Annotated in this window: 24 protein-coding genes and 2 tRNA genes; 13 read left to right on the top strand and 13 right to left on the bottom strand. The window is 70.1% G+C overall.

From position 1 onward, the window contains the following. The 4 genes from VB739_RS09960 to VB739_RS09975 form a co-directional block, all read right to left on the bottom strand. The coding region (locus VB739_RS09960) for a LysM peptidoglycan-binding domain-containing protein (protein WP_323356920.1) at positions 1–631 on the bottom strand (631 nt) is incomplete at its 3' end. An 86-nt stretch (positions 632–717) separates the two neighbouring features. Next, complete coding sequence (locus VB739_RS09965) at positions 718–2,142, bottom strand: aldehyde dehydrogenase family protein (protein ID WP_323356921.1); 1,425 nt, start codon at positions 2,140–2,142, stop codon at positions 718–720. A gap of 57 nt (positions 2,143–2,199) precedes the next feature. Further along, complete coding sequence (locus VB739_RS09970; protein ID WP_323356922.1) at positions 2,200–2,766, bottom strand: hypothetical protein; 567 nt, start codon at positions 2,764–2,766, stop codon at positions 2,200–2,202. Between the two features lie 42 nt (positions 2,767–2,808). After that, complete coding sequence (locus tag VB739_RS09975) at positions 2,809–3,552, bottom strand: GAP family protein (RefSeq protein ID WP_323356923.1); 744 nt, start codon at positions 3,550–3,552, stop codon at positions 2,809–2,811. A gap of 288 nt (positions 3,553–3,840) precedes the next feature. On the opposite strand from VB739_RS09975, the gene VB739_RS09980 reads away from it, so the two are divergent. Then, positions 3,841–5,061 carry an extracellular solute-binding protein gene (locus VB739_RS09980; protein ID WP_323356924.1) on the top strand — a complete coding sequence of 407 codons (1,221 nt, stop codon included), beginning with the start codon at positions 3,841–3,843 and terminating at the stop codon, positions 5,059–5,061. After that, the gene (locus tag VB739_RS09985; RefSeq protein ID WP_323356925.1) at positions 5,058–6,317 is read left to right on the top strand and encodes a mechanosensitive ion channel family protein; all 1,260 of its coding nucleotides are present in this window, start codon (positions 5,058–5,060) and stop codon (positions 6,315–6,317) included. The genes VB739_RS09980 and VB739_RS09985 overlap by 4 nt, the downstream gene beginning before the upstream one ends. Here VB739_RS09985 and VB739_RS09990 read toward each other — a convergent pair. Next, a tRNA-Thr gene (locus tag VB739_RS09990) sits at positions 6,299–6,370 on the bottom strand. The genes VB739_RS09985 and VB739_RS09990 overlap by 19 nt on opposite strands. Before the next feature lie 10 nt (positions 6,371–6,380). Further along, positions 6,381–6,462 (bottom strand) — tRNA-Tyr (locus VB739_RS09995). Between the two features lie 69 nt (positions 6,463–6,531). Between VB739_RS09995 and aroQ the strand changes: the two genes are divergently transcribed. Both aroQ and VB739_RS10005 read left to right on the top strand, forming a co-directional pair. After that, the gene (gene aroQ, locus VB739_RS10000) at positions 6,532–6,987 is read left to right on the top strand and encodes a type II 3-dehydroquinate dehydratase (RefSeq protein ID WP_323356926.1); all 456 of its coding nucleotides are present in this window, start codon (positions 6,532–6,534) and stop codon (positions 6,985–6,987) included. Further along, positions 6,984–7,616 (top strand): tRNA-(ms[2]io[6]A)-hydroxylase, encoded by a 633-nt coding sequence (locus VB739_RS10005; RefSeq protein ID WP_323356927.1) that lies wholly within the window; start codon positions 6,984–6,986, stop codon positions 7,614–7,616. The genes aroQ and VB739_RS10005 overlap by 4 nt, the downstream gene beginning before the upstream one ends. A gap of 9 nt (positions 7,617–7,625) precedes the next feature. Here VB739_RS10005 and VB739_RS10010 read toward each other — a convergent pair whose 3' ends face one another. Beyond that, complete coding sequence (locus VB739_RS10010) at positions 7,626–8,192, bottom strand: acireductone dioxygenase (RefSeq protein WP_323356928.1); 567 nt, start codon at positions 8,190–8,192, stop codon at positions 7,626–7,628. Between the two features lie 100 nt (positions 8,193–8,292). On the opposite strand from VB739_RS10010, the gene cobI reads away from it, so the two are divergent. Further along, positions 8,293–9,003 carry a precorrin-2 C(20)-methyltransferase gene (gene cobI / locus VB739_RS10015; protein WP_323356929.1) on the top strand — a complete coding sequence of 237 codons (711 nt, stop codon included), beginning with the start codon at positions 8,293–8,295 and terminating at the stop codon, positions 9,001–9,003. 58 nt (positions 9,004–9,061) lie between these two features. After that, on the top strand, positions 9,062–9,676 hold the full coding sequence (locus VB739_RS10020) for a DUF4079 domain-containing protein (RefSeq protein ID WP_323356930.1): 615 nt from the start codon (positions 9,062–9,064) through the stop codon (positions 9,674–9,676). On the opposite strand, the gene dusB is transcribed toward VB739_RS10020, so the two are convergent. After that, on the bottom strand, positions 9,633–10,682 hold the full coding sequence (dusB, locus tag VB739_RS10025; protein ID WP_323356931.1) for a tRNA dihydrouridine synthase DusB: 1,050 nt from the start codon (positions 10,680–10,682) through the stop codon (positions 9,633–9,635). The genes VB739_RS10020 and dusB overlap by 44 nt on opposite strands. Positions 10,683–10,699: 17 nt before the next feature. Here dusB and VB739_RS10030 point away from each other — a divergent pair, with 17 nt between their 5' ends. From VB739_RS10030 to proC, 7 genes are all read left to right on the top strand, one after another. Next, positions 10,700–11,218: a DUF1823 family protein gene (locus tag VB739_RS10030; protein ID WP_323356932.1), complete on the top strand. Its 519-nt coding sequence runs from the start codon at positions 10,700–10,702 to the stop codon at positions 11,216–11,218. A gap of 57 nt (positions 11,219–11,275) precedes the next feature. Then, positions 11,276–12,640 (top strand): ribosome biogenesis GTPase Der, encoded by a 1,365-nt coding sequence (der, locus tag VB739_RS10035; RefSeq protein WP_323356933.1) that lies wholly within the window; start codon positions 11,276–11,278, stop codon positions 12,638–12,640. Positions 12,641–12,666: 26 nt separating this feature from the next. Further along, on the top strand, positions 12,667–13,620 hold the full coding sequence (locus VB739_RS10040) for a CbiQ family ECF transporter T component (protein WP_323356934.1): 954 nt from the start codon (positions 12,667–12,669) through the stop codon (positions 13,618–13,620). Between the two features lie 22 nt (positions 13,621–13,642). After that, positions 13,643–13,909: a PipX family protein gene (locus VB739_RS10045; RefSeq protein WP_015110514.1), complete on the top strand. Its 267-nt coding sequence runs from the start codon at positions 13,643–13,645 to the stop codon at positions 13,907–13,909. Then, positions 13,909–14,595, top strand: coding sequence for a YggS family pyridoxal phosphate-dependent enzyme (locus VB739_RS10050; RefSeq protein ID WP_323356935.1), 687 nt, complete (start codon positions 13,909–13,911; stop codon positions 14,593–14,595). Before VB739_RS10045 ends, VB739_RS10050 begins: the two co-directional genes overlap by 1 nt. 74 nt (positions 14,596–14,669) lie before the next feature. Then, positions 14,670–15,242: a cell division protein SepF gene (locus VB739_RS10055; protein WP_323356936.1), complete on the top strand. Its 573-nt coding sequence runs from the start codon at positions 14,670–14,672 to the stop codon at positions 15,240–15,242. After that, positions 15,229–16,047, top strand: coding sequence for a pyrroline-5-carboxylate reductase (gene proC / locus VB739_RS10060; protein ID WP_323356937.1), 819 nt, complete (start codon positions 15,229–15,231; stop codon positions 16,045–16,047). The genes VB739_RS10055 and proC overlap by 14 nt, the downstream gene beginning before the upstream one ends. Positions 16,048–16,067: 20 nt before the next feature. Here proC and plsY read toward each other — a convergent pair whose 3' ends face one another. Genes plsY through VB739_RS10085 form a run of 5 tightly spaced genes read right to left on the bottom strand, consistent with a single transcriptional unit; the run spans position 16,068 to position 20,282 of the window. Next, the gene (plsY, locus tag VB739_RS10065) at positions 16,068–16,706 is read right to left on the bottom strand and encodes a glycerol-3-phosphate 1-O-acyltransferase PlsY (protein WP_323356938.1); all 639 of its coding nucleotides are present in this window, start codon (positions 16,704–16,706) and stop codon (positions 16,068–16,070) included. Positions 16,707–16,759: 53 nt separating this feature from the next. Continuing rightward, positions 16,760–17,698: a DUF3086 domain-containing protein gene (locus tag VB739_RS10070; protein ID WP_323356939.1), complete on the bottom strand. Its 939-nt coding sequence runs from the start codon at positions 17,696–17,698 to the stop codon at positions 16,760–16,762. A gap of 30 nt (positions 17,699–17,728) precedes the next feature. Next, entirely contained in the window at positions 17,729–18,166 is a 438-nt protein-coding gene (locus tag VB739_RS10075) for a DUF3119 family protein (protein WP_323356940.1), read from the bottom strand. Beyond that, on the bottom strand, positions 18,163–18,912 hold the full coding sequence (locus tag VB739_RS10080; protein WP_323356941.1) for an ABC transporter permease: 750 nt from the start codon (positions 18,910–18,912) through the stop codon (positions 18,163–18,165). The genes VB739_RS10075 and VB739_RS10080 overlap by 4 nt, the downstream gene beginning before the upstream one ends. Continuing rightward, entirely contained in the window at positions 18,909–20,282 is a 1,374-nt protein-coding gene (locus VB739_RS10085) for an MFS transporter (protein ID WP_323356942.1), read from the bottom strand. The genes VB739_RS10080 and VB739_RS10085 overlap by 4 nt, the downstream gene beginning before the upstream one ends. Positions 20,283–20,435 lie beyond the last annotated feature (153 nt).

The following is a 20,435-nucleotide window of genomic DNA, read 5'->3' on the forward strand; positions in this document are numbered from 1 at the left end:
CCGTCGGTGCGGGTCTGGCGGCCGGCCTGGGGGCGGGCTTGGCGGCTGCAGCGGGCTTGGCGGCAGGCGCGGCGGCCGGTTTCAGCCGCAGCCGGGTGCCGGATTCCACGTGGTTGGGATCGCTGATGCGGTTGATCGCGATCAGTTGCTTCAAAGGGACGCCGTAGCCCTCGGCGATCCCCGAGAGGCTTTCGCCGCGGCGCACCACATGCTCGGAGGCCTTGCGGTTGTAGCTGGTGGCAGCCGCTCTGGCGTTCCCGGAGGAGGGCACCACCAGCTTCTGGCCAGCTTCGATGTGGTCGGCCGTGCTGAGGCCGTTCAGCTGCATCAGGCGGCTGACGGTGATGCCGTGGCGCTCGGCGATTTCGGAAAGGGTTTCACCCCGGGCCACGGTGAGGCTGCCTCCTGCCGCCCGGGCTCGAACGGCGCCACCTGGCAGGGTAAGGGCCCGGCCGGCCTCCACGAGATCGGGATCGCTGATCCCGTTCACCTTCATCAGGGTGGACACGCTCACCTTGTATCGGGCGGCGATGTCGGAAAGGGTTTCGCCGGGCTTGACGACCACTTCGGCCGCCAGAACTGGCAGCGGCAACACCATGGCTAGAGCCAAGGCGAGGAGGGGGCGGCGCATGGGCACTAGGGATAGCTGCGCGCACGTTAAGGTCCAACTCCCGGCCCGCCCAGCCCCCCCCCCCGACCGATTGGCGGGTGCTCCCCTCAGCCCATCAGGCGCCGGATCAGGCCGAGCTTGCCGGCATAGGGGGGAAAGCGGACGGGGGGATCGGGCCACAGCGGCCGGCTGAGCACGGCGCGCTGGTGCGAGAAGGTCAGGAAGCCAGCTTCTCCGTGGTAGCCCCCCATGCCGCTGGGGCCGATGCCGCCGAAGGGCAGGTTGGCCATGCCCCCCTGGACCACCACATCGTTGACCACGACGCTGCCGGAACTGGTGCCCGCCAGCACCCGTTCCCGCTCCCCCCGGCCACCGCCGAACAGGTAGAGGGCCAGGGGCTTGGGGCTCCGGCGCACCAGGGCCAGGGCCTCCTCCAGGTTGCCCACCGACAGCAACGGCAGGATCGGGGCGAACAGCTCCTCCTGCATCAGCGGGTCGATCTGGGGCTCCTCCACCGCCACCAGGGTGGGCTCGATCTTTCGCATGGCCCCATCGCAGCGGCCGCCCAGCAGCACCTGGCCCCGGTCGCGGGCCTGGGCCAGGTGCCCCGCGAGGCGCTCGAAGCGGTCGGCGTTGACGATCCGGCCCAGGTCAGGGCTGGCCAGGGGATCCTGGCCATAGAGCGCGCGCCCTTGCTCGGCAAACGCCGCCACCAGGGCGTCCCGCACCCCTGGCATCACCAGCACGTGGTTGGGGGCCAGGCAGGTCTGGCCGGCGTTGAGACAGCGTCCCCACAGCAGCCGTCGGGCCGTGATGGCCGGATCCGCGCCGTCCAGCACGATCGCCGGGTTCCTGCCTCCCAGCTCCAGGGTGACGGGGGTGAGATGGCGGGCAGCCGCCGCCATCACCAGCCGTCCCACCCGCTCCCCACCGGTGTAAAGGATGTGGTCGAAGCGTTCCTCCTCCAGCAACCGGCTGGCCACGGCCCCGTCGCCGCAGACCACCTGGACCACCTCGGGTGGGAAGTGGCTGGCCAGCAGCTTGGCCAGCAGGGCCGCCGAAGCCGGGCTCTGCTCGGAGGGTTTGAGCACGGCCGTGTTGCCGGCGGCCAGGGCATGCAGCAGGGGGTGGAGGCAGAGATCGAAGGGGTAGTTCCAGGCGCCGATGATCAGAACGCAGCCCAGGGGCTCGGCCCGCACCGCCCCCTGGCCCGGCCAGGCCCACAGCGGCAGCGAGCGGCGGCGGGGACGCATCCAGCCAGCCAGGTGGCGCCGGGTGTGGCGCAGCTCCTGGCGCAGGGCCGCCAGCTCGAAACTGGCCTCCACCTCAGGACGGCCCAGATCGCTGGCGAGGGCCTCCACCATCCGCTGGGCCGCCGACTCCAGCAGGTGATCGAGGCGCTGGAGCTGCTCCAGCCGCCAGTCCAGGGGACGGGTGGCGCCTCCTCCCACCAGCTCCCGCATCGCCGCCACCGGCAGGGGCACGATCGAGGGGCTGGTGTCTGGGCTGGTGGGAGTGACCGGAGTGGTCATGGCTGGCGCCTTTCCCCCCAGGCTGGCAAACGCCGCCACCGGCGGGCCCGCGGCGGTTCAGCCGCCGCCGCAGCCGGCCTGGAAGACGGCCCGCCTGAGGTTGTCGATCCTGGCTGAACCGGGTCCATCGAAGGCATAGAGCAGGGCCAGTCCCAGGCTGATGTCGTCACGATCGAACGCCTGCTGGATCGCGGCCCACCAGGCGATCGGATCCCTGCCCAGGCTGGCTAGCTCCTTCTGGGCCCTCTCCATCCGGCTCGCCGGATCCCCCTCCAGCACGATCACGGCGTAGTCGTCGGCCTGAACGCCCTGGGGCCGCAGCATCAGCACCAGCCGCTGACCCGGACGCATGGGGGCCAGGGGCCAGGGGATCGGGCCCTCGATGGGTTCCCCGGGCAGGGCCCGGCGTTGCCACAGCAGTTCGCCCTCCCGTTCGATCCTGACCTCGTCGAGGGGTTCGGTGCTGAGGATCGTGGGCGTGGCGATGGCCACCACCGCCACCGCCTCGCCCTTGGCGTTGAGGGCGAGCCTGGGGGTGAGCACGCAGACGGTGGTGGCCCGGAGGGGGGCTGCGCAGGAGACAAGGGCAACAGCGAGGCCGATCGCCAGGCAGGTCCGGCGCACGGCGGACGACAACGGGATACCGAAGAACGCGAGCCTGTGACGCTAACGGCCGCCGCTGCTCAGCCGGTCAGCGTCATCAGGTTCAGCCCATGCAGCCCCTTCGACCAGCAGGTAGGCGCCCAGCACCAGGGCAAGCACCCCCACGAGCCACTCGGCCTTGTGCTGCAGCCAGTCCTCCAGTTGCATGATCGGCTCCCGGATCGCCCCGCCGCTCACCAGCCAGGCCAGGGGCGGCAGCAGCAGCAGGGAGCTGGCCATCAGCGTGAACAGCCCCGTCACCTCCGCGTCGGCGGTGAGTCCGGGATCGTTGAGCAGCAGCAGACCGGCCTCCTTGAGATAGAAGACCAGGTTCTCCGGGGTGAGCAGGGCGCTGGTGGCACCGATCAGCACCAGGGTGAAGGTGCTGAAGTCGGGCAGCTGGTTCATCAGCCGCAGGGCCATGCCCTCGTCGCCGATGTTGGCCTGGGGAGTGAGCTGATACAGCCCCAGGCCCACGAGGGCGCCGGCCCCGAGCAGGTCGATCAGCACCTGCTCCCGTTCACCGTGGCTGAGGCTGATGGCAAAGGCCTCCCCCAACACCATCAGCAGCACGATGGCCAGGGCATTGGCGGCCGCCCAGCCCGCCACGTAGGCCATGGCCCGCTGCAAGGGCGAACGCCCCAGCAGCAGCAGGGTGACCACCGCGATGTGCAGGGGGCTGAAGGCGATGCCGATCCCGAACAGGGACGACTGGGTGATCAGCGCCGGGGAGAGGAGGGCGGGAACGCCGAGGCAGACGGGAGACAACAGGGGCGGCAAGCAGACCGTCCGGGCGGCGGGGGTTGCCCATTCTCGGGCATCCATCCGGCGCTCTGCGAGCGGGACCAGGGGTGTTGCGACCCTTTGCCCCTGCCGATTCGGTGGGTAAGTTTGAGCACAACGAGGTGACGTGCTCAAGCCCTTCGGATCCGCTTCTGTGGCGCCTCCATGGAGTGCCCGTTGCAGCCCGGAGTTCAGGAGGCCTGGATGCATCATTGCTGGTTGGCGTCGAGAAGGGAGCGTTGGCAGCCCAGGCGATGCGAGAAGGCAAAGGGCTTGGTCGGCCGGCTGTTGCCCCTCACCCTGGTGTTGCTCTGCGGCGGGTGCGGCCTGAGCCTTCCCAGCGACCACACCCTGGTGGTGTACGTCGAGAGTGAGGTTCTGCGTGACCGGCGACTCGCCGCCCTGAGTCGCCAGGCCAACCGGAGGATCATCGAGGGGTTGAGCGACCGTTTTCGCTTGCTGCGCCCCGATGCCCGCGTGCACATCAGATTCCTGCCGAAAGAGCGCCTTCTGCCCGTCCTGCGGGATCGCGCCCTCCTCGGCCTGGGACCCGATCTGGTGCTCAGCGAATCGACGCTGGCGCGCGCTATCGCCGCGGAGGGCCTGAGTGAGCCCGTCGACCTTGCCGCTATCCGTTCGGAGTTGCCCGACCTGCGGTTCATCGAAGCGTTCAAGAGCCCGCAAGGGCAGGAGGCGATCCCGGTCACCGCCGAGCCCCAGCTGGCCTGCTTTGATCGGCGGCGACTCAAGGTCTCGCCCGACAGCCTGGAGGAATTGTTGCCGACAGCCGCCGCCGGGCTGCGGGTGGGACTGCCGCTGAAGATCCGGGATCTCTACTGGACCAGCAGTGCCTTCGGCGCTTCCGGGCCGCTGGAACGGCTGATGGAGGTGAAGTCTGGAACGGCCACGTTGCCGCTGGGCGATCGGGAGGCCCTCCAGCGCTGGATCGCCTGGCTGGGTGCAGCCAACCTGCTTCAGAATGTCAGCTTTCATGACGCGAACAGCGACCTGGAAAGCCTGCTGAGCCAGGGCAACGTCGATTGGATCAGTTGCAGCAGCCTCTCGATCGGCAAACTCCAGAAGGTGATGGGCCGCTCCCTGGGGGTGGCCCCGCTGCCTGGCCTCCCTGGTGAGCCCGCCGATTTCCTGCTCCGCCTGGTGGTCTTGAGTTTCGGGATTGACTCCACCGAGGCCCAGCGCAACCTGGCCGAGGCGTTTGCCCTGCTGCTGGTGAACGACGTGAGCCAGAAGCAGCTCATGCTGCTGGTGCCGGGGGTGGTTCCGGTGAATCGCAACGTCCCGCTGCCCACCAAGAGTTCGCAGATGTACCGGGCTCTGGCCGAAAGCGTGTCCCACGGCAGGTTGCTCCCTTCGGCCACCGGCGCCGTCGACGCCAACGCCGCTCGCCTGGAAGGCCAGCTGACCCGGCTGATGGCCGGTGAGCTGCGGTCCGACCGGGTGCTGCCGGCCTATCTGATCGGCGGGCCACCATGAGTGAGCTCGTCTTTGCCCTGTCCGCCTGGGTGGCGCTTCTGCTGCGTCCCCAGGTGATCGGCCAGTGGTTGCCGGTAGTCCTGCTCATGCTCGGCTATGGGCTCCTGGTGCGCCGCCGGATGCGGCGGCGGGGCGGCTCGCGGTGGCTGGTGGGCTTCGCCGGCCTCTGCGGCCTGCTTTACCTGCTCGTCTGGGCGCTGGGAGCGATCGGTCTGCCGATGGGACTGGCGCGGGATCTGGCCTGGATCAACCTCCTCTGGGGGGTGCTGATTCTGCTCAGGCTGCTGCTCAGCAGGACGTGGGGCCTGGGACCCACGGATCGGCTTTACCTGCAGGTGGTGAAGCCGGCCTTTCTGGTGGGGGTCCTGTTGTTTCTCGGCGATCGGCTCAATTCGCTCGACGAGGTGGGCGCCATCGGCCTGCTGGAGCTGTTCGGCAGGACCTACACCGTCAGCGATCTGTTGATCGTTCTGCTCTTTCCCTATTTCCTTGTTGTGCTCAGCGGCCTGTTGGTGAACCTCATCCGTGGGCTGCTGCAGACGATCCTCGACGTCTCGGACAGCAGCCTCCAGGTGCTGGCCCTGTTGCTCCGCTACCTGATTGTGGGCCTCGGCTTCCTGTGGCTGTTCAACGTCCTCGGGCTGAGCGGCACCCCGCTGGCGGCATTGGTGGGGGGGCTGTCGGTGGGGCTGGGATTCGGGATCAAGGAGGTGTTCTCCAATTTCGTCAGCGGCGTCTGGCTTCTGTTCGAGGGCTCCGTCCGGCCCGGAGATGTGCTCTTCATCGATGGCGATCCCTGCATGGTGCGCCGCATGGGATTGAGGGCCGCCACGCTGTGGCGCCAGCGCGATAATGCCGAACTGGTGATACCCAACCAGGTGTTCTTCACCAATCAGACCACCACCTATACCGGCACCGATCGCATGCGCCGCGGGCAGGTGGCTGTGTCCGCCGCCTACCGGCACGTCCCCAGCGAGGTGATCGCCCTGCTGGAGGCCACCGCTCGTTCCATGCCTCGGGTGCTGAGGGAGCCGGCGCCAAGGGCCTACTTGATCAGCTACGGCGATTCCGGCATCAACTACGTGGTGCGCTACGGGATTGCCGATCCCCTGGAGAATCTCGGCATCTCCTCGGAACTGTCCGATGCGGTCTGGAAAGCCTTCGAGGCCTATGGCATCGAGATCCCCTTTCCCCAGCGGGTGGTTCACCCGGCGGGGGGAGGGAGGTTGGAGGAAAAAGCCCTTGACGAGACTTGAACTCGTGACCTCTCCCTTACCAAGGGAGTGCTCTACCGCTGAGCTACAAGGGCATGTGGAAGGTGGGCCGGGTTGGATTTGAACCAACGTAGGCAGAGCCAGCGGATTTACAGTCCGCCCCCATTAACCACTCGGGCACCGACCCGAACCACACCTTCAGAACTTACCAGCCGACCTTCCCACCACCTCCCGGCCCTCCCCTCCTCTGTCCCCGATGCGCCTGCTCGTGCTCCATGGCCCCAACCTCAACCTGCTCGGCCAGCGGGAGCCCGGCCTCTACGGCCGCAGCACCCTGGCGGCCATCGATGCCGCCCTGGAGCAGCAGGCCGCGGCGCTCGGGGTGGAGCTCGCCTGCTTCCAGAGCAACCACGAGGGGGCCCTGGTGGACCGGATCCACCAGGCGGGAGGGCAGGCCGGGAGCCCGGCCAGCGAGGGGATCCTGATCAACGCCGCCGCCTACACCCACACCTCGGTGGCGATCCGGGACGCCCTGCTGGCGGTGGCCCTGCCCTTCGTGGAGGTGCACCTCAGCAACGTGCATGCTCGCGAGGCCTTCCGCCATCGCTCCCTGCTGGCGGACCGGGCCCTTGGGGTCATCTGCGGCTTCGGGCCCACCAGCTACCGCCTCGCCCTCGAGGGACTGGTGGCCCATCTGCGGGCGGCGGCATGAGCGGCGCCTCCATGCCCGTGGCGGCCGAGGCGCCGGTGGCCGCGGCGGCCCGGGTGCGGTGGCTGGCGACCCCCAGCAGCGCCGCCTGGCTGGAGCAGGCCCTGGCCCACCCGGAGCTGCTGCTGATCGACCATGCCCACTGCGAGCGCAAGGCGGCCGGCGCCGCCCTGCAGCTGATGTTCCGTTACCCCTCCGACGGGGAGCTGGCGGCGGTGCTCAGCCCCCTGGCCCGGGAGGAACTGGAGCACTTCGAGCGGGTGCAGGCCCTGCTGGAGCGTCGCGGCACCGGCCTGCGGGCCCTGGCCGCCCCGCCCTACGGCGCCGCCCTGGCCGCCCTGGTGCGCCGGCAGGAGCCGGAGCGCATGCTCGACAGCTTCCTGGTGGCGGGTCTGATCGAGGCCCGCAGCCACGAGCGGATGGCCCTGCTGGCCGCCCACAGCCCCGATGCGGAGTTGCGGGACCTCTACGCCGACCTGCTGGCCAGCGAGGCGCGCCATTTCGGCCTCTACTGGCTGCTGTGCGAACGGCGCTGGCCCCGGCCGGTGGTGACCGATCGGCTCACGGCCCTGGCCGCGAGCGAGGCGGAGATCCTCTCCAGCCTCCATCCCCAGCCGCGCATGCACAGCTGAGCCGCCCTGTCAGGCCGCGGCCATCACCTCCTCCAGCAGCGGGAAGCGCGTGGCGATCGGATCGCCGGTGAAGCTGGCCACCCAGCCGTCGCTGTTGTCGAAGAAGCGCAGGGCGCAGAAGGACGGACGCGCGCCGGTGTCGAACCAGTGACGGGTGCCGGCGGGCACCCCGATCCAGTCGCCCTGCTCACACACCACCTGGAGCACCTCGTCGGCGATGTGCAGGCAGAAGAGCCCGCGGCCCTCCACGAAGAAGCGCACCTCGTCCTCGGCATGGGTGTGCTCGGAGAGGAACTTCGCCCGCAGAGCCGCTCTGTCCGGGTGATCGGGGCCGAGGCGGATGGCATCCACCGTCCGGTAGCCCCCGTCGGCCTGGACCCGGGCGATCTCAGTGGCGTAGGCGGACAGGATCGCCGTCTGGTCGGCGTCCGCCGCCAGAGCCACCGGTGTGGCCCAGCGCTCGAAGCGCACGCCCCGGGCCGCCAGTTCGCTGGCGATCCGATCGCCGTCGCCGCTCTGCACAAGGGGAGCCTCGTGGCTGCCGCCTGAGGCGGAGCGGATCACCAGGTGGGTCATCGGAGCGCTCCAGGGCGTTCAGGGAAGCTGCAGCCTAGAAAGGCCCGACGCGGACCTCACCCCCATCGCAGACCCCGCATCCAGCGCCGGCCTCACCCTGGTGGGGGTGGGTCCCGGTGATCCGAACCTGCTCACCATCGCCGCGGTGCGCGCCATTGAATCCGCCCACACCGTGGCCTACCCGGTCGCCCGCGAAGGGGCCGTGGGCATGGCGGCCAGCGTGGCCCAACCTTGGATCGTTCCGGGACAGCGGCAACTGCCTCTGGTGTTCCCGATGGTGGCGGCGGCCGAGCCCCGCCGGCAGGCCTGGCAGGACGCCGCCGACCGGCTGGCCGCCGAGGTGGCTGGCGGGCGGACGGTGGTGCTGCTCTGCGAAGGCGATGTGTCGCTGTTCGCCAGCAGCAGTTATGTGTTGCTGGCCTTGCGGCAGCGACATCCCGCCCTGCCGGTGCGCCTGATCCCGGGCATCAGCGCCGTGGCCGCGGCCGCCGCCGCCGGTGCCTGGCCCCTGGCGCTGCAGCAGGAGGGGCTGTTGATCCGGCCCACCCCGGAGGCCCCTGCAGAGTTGGAGGAGCTGCTGGCCCAGGCGGCGGCCGGAGGATGGGTGCTGGCCCTGCTGAAGCTGGGGGGGCGCTGGCCCTGGGTGCGCCCCCTGCTGGCCGAGCGGGGTCTGCTGGCGGACGCGCTGTTTGCCCAGCGGGTGGGCTGGCCCGATCAGCAGCTCTGCCCGGCCGCCCAGGTGCCCGCCACCGAGGCCTCTTACTTCTCTCTGCTGCTGGTCCGGCAGGGGTGGCCGGCGGTGCTTCCATGACCGTTCGCGTTTCGCCCTTCCCTTGCCGATGCCCACCTTTGGGATGACAGCCAACGGCATGACCGCCACCGACTGGTTCGCCCTGCTGCACCCGGTGGTGATCATCCTGTTCGTCTACCCGGTGGTGGGCGCCACCATCCGGCTGGGGATCCTGGCGCGGGAACGACGCCTCGATATCAATCCCCTGCCGCCGACGGTGGGGGTGGAGCACACCGACCATGGCCGCTGGGTGACCTCGGGCGTGGTGGTGGCCGTGCTGGTCGCCATGGCGGCCACCTACGCCCGGGGCGGCGCCAGCGGCGGCGCCGCCCTGCTGCTGGCCGGAGTGGGCTGCCTGGTGAGCTGCGTGGCCCTGTGGCGGGCCAAGGGCGCCGGGCTGCGCGCCGGTTTCGCCCTGATCTGCTGGCTGGGGCTGCTGACCCTGGGAAGCCAGCCCGCCCTGTGGCACCTGGGCCGCAGTCCCTTCGACGGCTCGGTGTGGGGGTCCCACTACTGGAGCGGGGTGCTGCTCTGCGGCCTGCTGCTGTTCGCCATGGCGGCCGCCCCCGAGACCCTGCGCTCTCCCCGGATGCGGCGGCTGCACGTCAGCGCCGCCTTCCTGACGGCCCTGCTGCTGGCGGTGCAGGCCATCAGCGGCAGCCGGGACCTGCTGGGCATGGCCCTGGGGCAGTGATGTCCAGCTCCGCCCGGTGCAGCAGCTCCAGGGCGCGCTCCAGGCTGGGGGCGACCATCAGCTCACGGCGCAGCTGGGCCGCGCCGGCGAAGCCCTGGCAGGTCCAGCCGAGGTGCTTGCGGGCGATCAGCAGCCCCTGATCGCCGCGGGCGGCCACCAGCGCCTCCAGGTGCTCCCTGGCCAGGGCGATGCGGGCGCGGCTGTCGGGCTCACTGGGCAGTGGCCGGCCGGCGAGGGCCGCGGCGATGCGCCCCACCAGCCAGGGGCGCCCCAGGCTGCCCCGTCCCACCATCACCCCGTCGGCACCGGTGATGGCCAGGCAGCGCAGGGCGTCTTCCGGGCTGGTGATGTCGCCGTTGGCGATCAACGGAATCCGCAGGGCCGCCTTCACCTGGCCGATCGCGTCCCAGTCGGCTTTGCCTGAGAACCCCTGCTCCCGGGTGCGGCCGTGCAGGGTCAGGGCGCGGGCGCCGGCGTTCTGCAGGGCCATGGCGAAGCCCACTGGATCGGCACTGGCGCCGCACCAGCCCAGCCGGGTCTTCACCGTCACCGGCACCCGCACCGCCGCCGCCACCGCCGCGACGATCCGCAGGGCCAGGTCGGGCTGGCGCAGCAGGCCACTGCCGCCCCCCTTGCGGGCGATCTTGCGCACCGGACAGCCCATGTTGATGTCGATCAGCCAGGCCCCGGCGGCCTCGGCCCGGCGGGCCGCCTCGGCCATGGCTTCGGGCCGGTGGTCGAACAGCTGCACCCCGACGGGACCAGGATCCTGATCAAGGGCGGCCATCTTGGCGCCGCCGTGGCCCAGCTCCAGGGCCGTGGCATTCACCATCTCCGTGAACAGGAGCGCCTCGGGGGCCCAGCGGCGCACCAGGGCGCGGAAAATCCCGTCGCTCACGCCTGCCAGGGGCGATTGCAGCACCCGGCAGGTGAGCAGCCTGTCGGTGCCGTTGCCGTCCAGGCGCAGGGGGCCGGTGGGGCAGGGGTGGCCGGTGGGAGTGGGCATGCTGGGAGCAGTCTCGGATGCCCATCGCCGCTTTGGACGCCGCCGCCGCCACCGCCTCCTCCCCGGAGCCCGACGCCGCCCCTGGGCCGTTTCCGCTCAGCCGCGCCCTTCTCGAAGCGGTGCTGGCCGACCGCACCAGCGATCGCTTCGTGTGCCAGCTGGTCTGGCCGCGGCTGGGCTACCGCCCCGACGCCGAGGGCCACCGCTGGCAGGCCGGAGCCGACACCCCGCCCGCCTGGGCCGAGGCTTTTCCCCAGGCGCCGGAGCTGATCGCCGAGCGACCGGCGAGCGTGCGGCTCACACGCTCGATTCCCCCCGAGCACAAGCAGCTGCTCAAGCAGCAGCTGGGCTTCGCCGGCTATCGCATCGGCGGGCTCTATCCCCGCCGCACCCGGCGGGCCACGGCGGTGAACTGGTTGCTGGCCTACCTGGCCGAGCGGGGCCAACCTCTGCCCGAGGAGGGCCCGCTGCCGCCGCTCCTGGATCCGCCCATGGACCCGGTGGCCGGCCATCCTGGGGATCTGCCGGTGGGTTGATTCGTCGGTCGCTCTGTAGGGTCTAAGTCACGCATCCGTCATAAGGAATAAGTCAGATTGGCGCTCCCAGTCGTTGCCGTGATCGGCCGCCCCAACGTGGGCAAGTCCACCCTGGTCAACAGGCTGTGCCGCAGCCGTGAGGCCATCGTTCACGACCAGCCCGGTGTCACCAGGGACCGCACCTACCAGGAGGGCTTCTGGGGCGACCGCATCTTCCGGGTGGTGGACACCGGCGGTCTGGTGTTCGATGACGACAGCGAATTCCTGCCTGAGATCCGCGAGCAGGCCAACCTGGCCCTGGCCGAGGCGTCGGTGGCCGTGGTGATCGTCGATGGCCAGCAGGGGGTCACCGCCGCCGATGAATCCATCGCCGAATGGCTGCGGGGCCAGGCCGTTCCGGTGCTGCTCGGGGTGAACAAGTGCGAGTCCCCCGACCAGGGCCTGGCCATGGCGGCCGACTTCTGGGGCCTGGGCCTTGGCGAACCCCATCCGATCTCCGCCATCCACGGCGCCGGCACCGGTGAGCTGCTCGACCGGGTGATCAGTTTTCTGCCGGCCACCACAGAAACCGATGAGGCTGAGCCAATCCAGCTGGCGATCATCGGCCGCCCCAACGTCGGCAAGTCCAGCCTGCTGAATGCCATCTGCGGCGAGAACCGGGCCATCGTCAGCCCGATCCGCGGCACCACCCGCGACACCATCGACACGACCCTGGAACGGGAGGGCCTCACCTGGAAGCTGGTCGACACCGCCGGCATCCGGCGGCGCCGGAGCGTCGATTACGGCCCGGAATACTTCGGCATCACCCGCAGCTTCAAGGCGATCGAGCGCAGCGATGTCTGTGTGCTGGTGATCGATGCCCTCGACGGGGTCACCGAGCAGGACCAGCGCCTGGCGGGCCGCATCGAAGAAGACGGCCGCGCCTGTGCGGTGGTCGTCAACAAGTGGGACGCCATCGAAAAGGACAGCCACACCATGAGCGCCATGGAGAAGGAGCTGCGCGCCAAGCTCTACTTCCTCGACTGGGCACCGATGCTGTTCACCTCCGCCCTCACCGGCCAGCGGGTGGAGAGCATCTTCGCCATCGCTGCGGTGGCCGTGGAGCAGCACCGCCGCCGGGTGAGCACCTCGGTGGTGAACGAAGTCCTGCAGGAAGCCCTGCGCTGGCGTTCGCCACCCACCACCCGCGGCGGCCGCCAGGGCCGGCTCTACTACGGCACCCAGGTGGCGACACGTCCCCCCAGCTTCACCCTGTTCGTCAACGATCCAAAGCTCTTCGGCGACACCTACCGCCGCTATGTCGAGCGCCAGATCCGTGAGGCCCTGGGCTTCGAGGGATCGCCGGTGCGTCTGTTCTGGCGCGGCAAGCAGCAGCGCGATGCTGAGAAGGAGCAGGCCCGCCATCAGAGCCGGGGCGGCTGACGTCGATGCTGGGGGGCCTGGCCTGAATGGACTGGTTGCGGCAACTGCCGATCGGGCAGTACGTCGATGACGGTGATGCTGGCCGCGAGCGCAGCGGCAGCTGGCTGAAGCGGCTCGACCCGCGGGTGAAGCTGGTCTGGACGGTGGCGTTCCTGGTGACGCCGATCCTCGCCGGTCCGCTGTGGCGTCTGGGGCTGGTGGGTCTGTTGTTGCTGATCACCGCTGTCAGCGGCCTGCCCTGGCGCCTCTGGCGGCAGAGCCTGCCGCTGCTGCTCGCCCTGGCGCTGCTGGTGGGGCTGCTGAGCGCCCTGTTGCCGGCCGCCGGGGGGGCGCCGGCCAGCCTCCAGCGTCCCCCCAGTGAGCTGCGATTGGTCCCCGGATCTCCCGGCGCCCCACCCCCATCGCGGGCCGGCCTGTCCTGGGAGCTGGTGCGCTGGGGCCCCGTGATGGCCGGTCCCCTGGAGCTGGGCCCCCTGGTGGTGACCCGCCGCTCCGCCGAACTCGGCATCAATGGCGCCACCCTGCTGTTCACCGTCATCCACAGCGCCAACCTGCTGCTGCTCTCCACCCCGCCCGAGGAGCTGGTCTGGACCATCGCCTGGTGGTTGGCTCCCCTCAAGGCGCTGGGCTGGCCCGTGGAGCGCCTGGGCTTCACCCTGCTGTTGTCGCTGCGCTTTCTGCCCCTGGTGCAGGAGGAGCTGCAGAACCTGCTGCGCTCGATCGCCACCCGGGCGGTAAACCTGCGACGGCTGGGCTGGAAGGCCAGTCTCGGACTGGTGCTGGCCGTGGGGGAGCGGCTGCTGGCCAACGTGCTGCTGCGCTCCGAGCAGGGGGCCGAAGCCCTGATGGCACGCGGCGGACTGTGGCTCCCCCCCGACCGCCTGCACCAGCCGGCGGCCAGCCCCACCGGCGCCAGCCTGGCGGCGGTGCTGGCCCTGGCGGTGCTGCTGGCGCTGCGCTGGAAAGTCGGTGCCCTTTAATGGCCCCAGCCAGCAGGGAGACGTGAGCACGGAGCGCTATCTGAACCACCCCACGTTCGGGATGCTCTATCGGGTAGCGCCGGTGGCCGAAAGCCGCGATCTTTACGCCACCCTTTACGCCCAGCGCATCTTCTTTCTGGTGACACTCCAGGAGCGGGGGGCCCATTTCGAGGTGATCCCCCTGATGGACGCCCGTCACTTCGCCGAACAGAACCTGGCCCGCTGCCGCCGTGAGGGGCCTGAAGCCCAGGCCCGCTGGCGCCAGCTCTTCGACCAGACCTTCATCTGATGGCGGAGGCGTCGCCGGAGGCGGCCGACCTGGTGGGCTCCAGCCTGGAGCAGAGGCTTGAGGCCTTTCAGGCGGCGTTGCCTGCCACCACCCGGCTGCTGGCGGTGTCCAAGGGCCATCCGGCCGATCTGGTGCGTCAGGCGGCGGCCCTGGGCCAGCGAAGCTTCGGGGAGAGCCGGTTGCAGGAAGCCATCGCCAAGCAGGAGGCCCTGGCTGACCTGCCCGATCTCGACTGGCATTTCATCGGCCGGCTGCAGGCCAACAAGGCCCGCGCCGTGCTGCGCCGCTTCGGCACGATTCATTCCGTCGACAGCCTGGAGCTGGCCTGGCGGCTGCAGCGGATCGCCGCCGAGGAAGGATTGGCCCCAGGGATCCTGCTGCAGGTGAAGTTTCGCCCCGACCCGGCCAAGACCGGTTTCGACCCCGCCGAGGTGCGCGCCCTGGGGGCCGACCTGGGGCACCTGCAGCCCCTGCGCTGTCTTGGACTGATGACCATCGCCCCGTTGGGACTCACCCCTGAGGCCCGCCTGGCGCTGTTCCGGGACTGCCGTGCTCTGGCCGATGCCCTGGGGCTCCACGACTGCTCGATGGGGATGAGCGGCGACTGGCGCGAGGCCGTGACGGCCGGCAGCACCTGGGTGCGCCTCGGCAGTGTTCTGTTCGGAAGTCGCCCAATCCAGCCATGAAAGGGCGTTCGGATCTTGCCGGCTCGGATGTGGGACGCTATTCAAGGCCAAGCATCCTTCCCGAGGTCGACTCCGTGTCGTTGTTCTCCCGCCTGCGTGCCGTCGTCTCCGGTGACGACTATCTCGATGGCGACTTCGACGACGAACTCGACTACGACCCCGGTGACACCACCACCAGCACCAGCGCCGCTTCCTCGGCCATCAGAAACCCCGGAGCCCTGGCTCTGAGCACCGATTTCTCCACCGACGATCCCTTTGCCGGAACCAACGTCATCGGCATGCCTGGGATCACCAGTGCCGTGGCCGAGGTGTGCCTGATGGAACCGCGCAGCTTCGACGAAATGCCCCGGGCGATTCAGGCCCTCAGGGAGCGCAAGACCGTCATCCTCAACCTCACGATGATGGAGCCGGATCAGGCACAGCGCGCCGTTGATTTCGTGGCCGGTGGCACCTTCGCCATCGACGGTCACCAGGAACGGGTGGGCGAGAGCATCTTCCTGTTCGCCCCCAGCTGCGTCACGGTCACCACCGCCGGTGGTGAGGATGCGGCCTCCCCCACCGTGGTCTCCGGGCGCACCGGCCCGGTCGACGACCAGCAGGACGCCGCCCCCAGCCCCGCCTGGGGCCGTTCGGATGCCATGGTCTGAGACCTTCGGGGTGGTGGGCCTGGGCCGGATGGCCCGGGCCCTGCTCCTGCCCTTGCTGGACAGCGGTCTGGTCGAGCGCTCCGCTGTGCGGGCGGCGGTGGCCACGGAGGCCTCTGCCCAGACGCTGGCAGGCGAACTCGGCCTTCAGGTCTCCACCGACGCGGCCCGGGCCTGGTCAGCTCCGGTGGTGCTGCTGGCGGTCAAGCCCCAGCAGATCGAAGCGGTGGCCCCTGCAGCGGCCCAAGCCCTGTCGGCGGCCGCACCTGCCCACGAGCCCCTGCTGATCTCGGTGCTGGCGGGGGTGCCGCTCTGGCGGCTTCAGGCCCTTTTCCCGGGGCGGGCCTGCGTGCGGGCCGTCCCCAACACCCCGGCCCTGGTGCGGTCTGGCCTCACCGGCCTGAGCTGGGGTGAGGGGGTCGGCGAGGCCCGACGCGGGGAGGTGCGCCAGTTGTTTGCCCAGGTGGGGGAGGTGCTCGAGCTGCCCGAGCCCCAGCTCGATCCCTTCCTGGCCCTCACCTCCTCGGGTCCCGCCTTCCTGGCCCTGGTGGCCGAATCCATGGCCGACGGGGCGGTGGCGGCGGGCCTGCCCCGGCCCCTGGCCAGCCACCTGGCCCACCGCACGATGGCGGGCACGGCGGCCCTGCTGCAGGGCCAGGAGCTGCACCCCGGTGAGCTCAAGGACATGGTGACCAGCCCCGCCGGCACCACGGCAGCCGGCCTGCGGGAACTGGAGCGGGCTGGCCTGCGTTCGGCCCTGATCGAAGCGGTGCTGGCTGCGGCGGAGCGCAGCCGGCAACTGGCCTGAGTTGCCGCACCCCATCCCATTCAGTTGCGGCCGGCCCCCAGCTTCGGTTCGGTGCCGGCCATCAGCCGCTGCAGGTTGCTGCGGTGCCGCCAGAGCACCAGCGCCGTGGTGAGCAGAGCCAGGCTCAGGTAGGCCGGCCGCAGGCCGGAGTCACCGAAGGAGCCCAGCATCAGCAACGGCAGGGACAGGGCTGCCACCACGCTGGAGAGCGACACGATCCGGCTGAGGCTCAAGGTGGTGAGAAAAATGCCGAAGCAGGCCAGGCCCACGGGCCAGGTCAGGCCCAGCAGCATGCCGAGGCCGGTGGCCACCGCCTTGCCGCCTTTCCAGCCCAGCCAGACCGGCCAGATGTGACCCGCCAGCGCCGCCAGGCCCGACGCCACCACCCCCCAGTCGCTGGCGGTGCTGAACTCCCCGAGAGGTTGCAGCACCGCCTTGGCCAGCAGCACGGCGGCGGTGCCCTTGAGCACGTCGAGCAGGAACACCGCCAGCGCTGGACCTTTGCCAAGCACCCGCAGCACGTTGGTGGCACCGGTGGAGCCGGAGCCCTCCTGGCGCAGGTCGATGCCGGCGAGCCAGCGGCCCGCCAGCCAGCCGAAGGGAATCGAGCCCAGCAGGTAGCCCACCGGCAGCAACAGCAGATCGGGAGGGAAGGCCATGGGAGAAGGAAAGGGGGTGCGCGGACCTGGCTGGGCGAACCGGATCTTGAGCGTCAGTAAAGATCGGCTTCGGCGTCGATCTCACCGGGACTGGCCGCGAAGGCCAGCCACAGGGGGAATTGCAGGATGGGGATCTCGATCACCTGCTCAGCCGCATCGATCACGATGAAGGGAAGCTCGCCCCGCTCCTCAAGCCGATCGGCCCGCTCGATCAGGGCATCGGGCCGCTCAAACAGCACGATCCCGCTGGCTGGGCCGAAGTCCTCGCGGCTCAGTCCCAGGCAGTCCTGCAGTCCCCGGCGCCATTCCCCCAGCCGCTCCGGCTGGCTGGCCAGCACCAGGGTCTGGAAGCGCTCGCCGTAGAGCTCCCCGAGGATCGCGATCGCCGCCGCCGCCGCCAGGGCATTGCGGCTGCGGCTGCCGCCACTGGCCTGGGCGCCCCGCCCCCCCTGGCAGAGGAACCAGTCCTCCAACCTGGTGGCCGCCGACGGCTCCAGGGTGCGGCGCAGCTTCCAGGGATCGGCGTAGAAATCGGGCTGGCCGCCGAACTGCTCCAACCGTTCCTTGATCAGGTCGGCATCGTCGCTGAACAGGCCGGCGGCGGCGGGGGCCGCGGCGGACTCCCGGGTGACACCGGTCTCCAGGCTGCTCGTGGCTTGATCGAGGGGGGAGGGCTGCACCACCAGCGGCTGGACCACCAGCTCCATCTGCTCGGCCGCGGCGGCCAGATCCTGCAGGGCCCCCACCAGGTACTCCTGGAAACCTTTCAGCCGCCGGGCGATGGCATCCGACTGGCCGGCGAAGCTGCCGGTGATCTCCCTGTTGATCTGCTCCCGGCGGGCCTCCAGCTGAGCGATCTCCCCCAGGAGTTCGCTGCGGCGCTGTCGCAGTTCCGTCAGGGCCAGGTCAATCAGCCCGCCATCACCGCTGGGGGCGTCCTGGGGGGGGATTTCGGCGGGCTCGGTGACAGGCGGTTCGGGGCGGTCGCTCATGGCAGGAGGGTAAGCAAGGCAGCGGGGGACTCAGACGGAGTGGCGGGGAGCGGGGGTGGTGGGCGGCAGGCGGAGGTCCAGCTGCTCCCGCAGGGCCGTGGCATCGAACAGCATCGGCAACAGGTGGATGCTCTTCTCCTCCCGGAAATAGAACAGCACCGGCAGGGCCGGCCACCAGACCCGCCAGCCCATCCAGGCGTCGTAGGGAAAGCGGCGAATCACGGTGTCGCGGCGAGCCACCAGCAGGGCCTCCGGCGCGAAGCGCAACCGCAGCAGGGCCGTCTGCAGCAGCAGGAACAGCCCCATCACGGCCGTTCCCAGGGCCAGCCAGAGCGCGCCAGCCCAGAGGGGCCGCAGCCCCAGGCAGGCGCCGGCCAGCAACAGCACGCCGAGCGGCACCCAGAAGCGGGGCTGAAGCACCACCTCGTCAGTCGTGGAGCTTGGCGGTGGGGAGGGGGCGGTGGTCATTGGCCGAAGAGCAATTGGGTGAGCAGCACGTCCACCAGGGCGACGGTGACGAGAATCATGACCACGGCGCCGGTGGTGCTGGCGCCCACCTCCTTCGGCCCCCCGCGGGTGGTGAGGCCCCAGCCGCAGGCGATGACGGCGATCATCAGGCCGAACACCACGGCCTTGAGCAGCATCGAGGGCAGGTCGTCGGGCTCCATCCAGACCCGCACCGAGTTCCAGAAGACGGTGGGCGGAATGCTGTACAGCAGCGTGCTGCTCACCTGGCCCGACCAGATGGCCATCCAGAAGAACAGCAGGCACTGCACCGGCGCCATCACCACCATGGCCAGCACCCGGGGCACCACCAGATACTCCACCGGGTCGGTGCGCAGCATCGTGATGGCGTCAATCTGCTCGGTCACCTTCATGGTGCCCAGCTGGGCGGCATAGGCCGTGGCCACCTTGCCGGTGAGCAGGGTGGCGGTGAGCAGCGGCGCGATCTCCCGCGAGAGGCCTAGGGCCAGCAGGCCCCCGACGGCCGAGCTGGCCCCCTGCTTGGAAAGTTCCGCTGCCACCTGGATGTTGAACACCGTGCCGGCCGCCAGGGCCGTGATCAGCACGATCAGGAAGCTGCCCGGCCCGGCCTCCAGCAATTCCTGGACCAGATCGACCATGCCGATGCGGCCGCGGGCGATGGCGCTGACGGCCTGGCCGCCGATCATCAGGCTGGAGCCCAGTCGCTGCAACCAGCGCGGCGCCTTCATGGCACAGAGGCGGGCAGGGCCTCCGGGTGGGGGCCCCGTTCCGGCCAGCGGCGCATCACCACCAGGCCCAGCACCACCAGCAGCGCCGGGATCAGGCCCATGCACATCCGGATCGCCAGCAGGGCGCTGTCGGGCTGCAGGATGCCCCGGGCCGCCTGGTAGCCGCTGAGGCTCATCAGATTGCCGAAGAAGAACAGGGCCAGGCTGATGCAGATCTTCTGGGTGAACACCATCCAGGCGCTGTAGAGGCCGGCGGGCTTCTCCGGATCGGCATCGATGGCATCCGGCAACAGGGCCCAGGGGATCAGGTAGGCGGTGGAGGCCCCCAGGCCCACGATCAGGATGGTGACCACCAGAGCACAGAGCCGCAGCAGGTTTCCGGATGAGGCGGTGGGACCGATGGCGGCATCCAGAGGCACCAGCAGCATCGCCATCAGACAGGCGGCGATCCAGAGGGTGGTGCCCCAGTGCAGGGCCGTGAGGCGACCGCGCTGCCGGGCGACGGCGGTCCAGAGCTGGAGCCCCACCAGGGTGCTGACCTGGAAGGGCAGCAGGATCCAGTTGCTCCAGCCTTCCGGTAGACGCATCACCACGGGCAGGTAGATCAGCGCCGCCGTCTGCATGATCTGCAGGGCGCACCAGAGCAGCAGGTACAACCCCAGCACCATCTGGAAGCGCCCGTTGCCGCCCAACCGGGCCAGGAGCCGCCGTGTGGTGCCCCGTTGGCTGGAGGGACGCTGGCAATTCCGTGCGGCAGGGGCGATGCCCCAGCCACAGAGCAGGGTGGTGCAGGTGATCAGCACCCCCGAGATGATCCCCACCTGCAGGTAGCTGTCGGGGTTCTGGTGATCCTTCAGCAGCACGCCCCCCAGGATGATGCCCACCAGGCCGGCGATGATCGAGCCGGTGAAGCGGGCGCTGTTGAGACGGGTGCGCAGGTTGACGCTGGTGGTGAGTTCGGCGGCCAGGGCCGAATAGGGAAGGTTGACGCCGGTGTAGAGGCTGTTGGCCACCATCGAAATGGCCACGAACACGGCGAACCGGACCCAGAGCCCTCCCGGTGGCAGCCACCACATCAGGGCCATGGCGAAGCCGAGTGGAACGGCACTGCCCAGGATCCAGGGCAGCCGGGGGCCCCAGGGCGAGCGGGTCTTGTCGCTCAGCCAGCCCACGATCGGGTCGTTGATGGCATCCCAGAGCCGGGACACCATCAGCACCAGGCCGGCCATCCAGGGCGGCAGGCCCGCCGCCGAGGTGTAGAAGATGAACAGATAAAAGCCGATCAGGGAGGCGGCCATCCCGGTGCCGGCATCCCCCATCCCGTAGGCGAGCAGCGCCCGGCGGCGTTCACCGGCTGGCAGGGCCGCCATGTCCACCACACACGCTGGCAAGTCCGGCGCTGTCGGCGGCGGGGTGGACGGCGTGGGGGAGGTCAAACCTGGAGGCGCTCCTGTGGGGGTCGTCCGGTGTCGGTGATCCGGTCTTGGCAGGCCGGTGCAGGTCATAATGCTGCAGCCGGTTCC

It is taken from the genome of Cyanobium gracile UHCC 0281 (genome assembly GCF_034931305.1).
Taxonomy (GTDB): domain Bacteria; phylum Cyanobacteriota; class Cyanobacteriia; order PCC-6307; family Cyanobiaceae; genus Cyanobium; species Cyanobium gracile_A.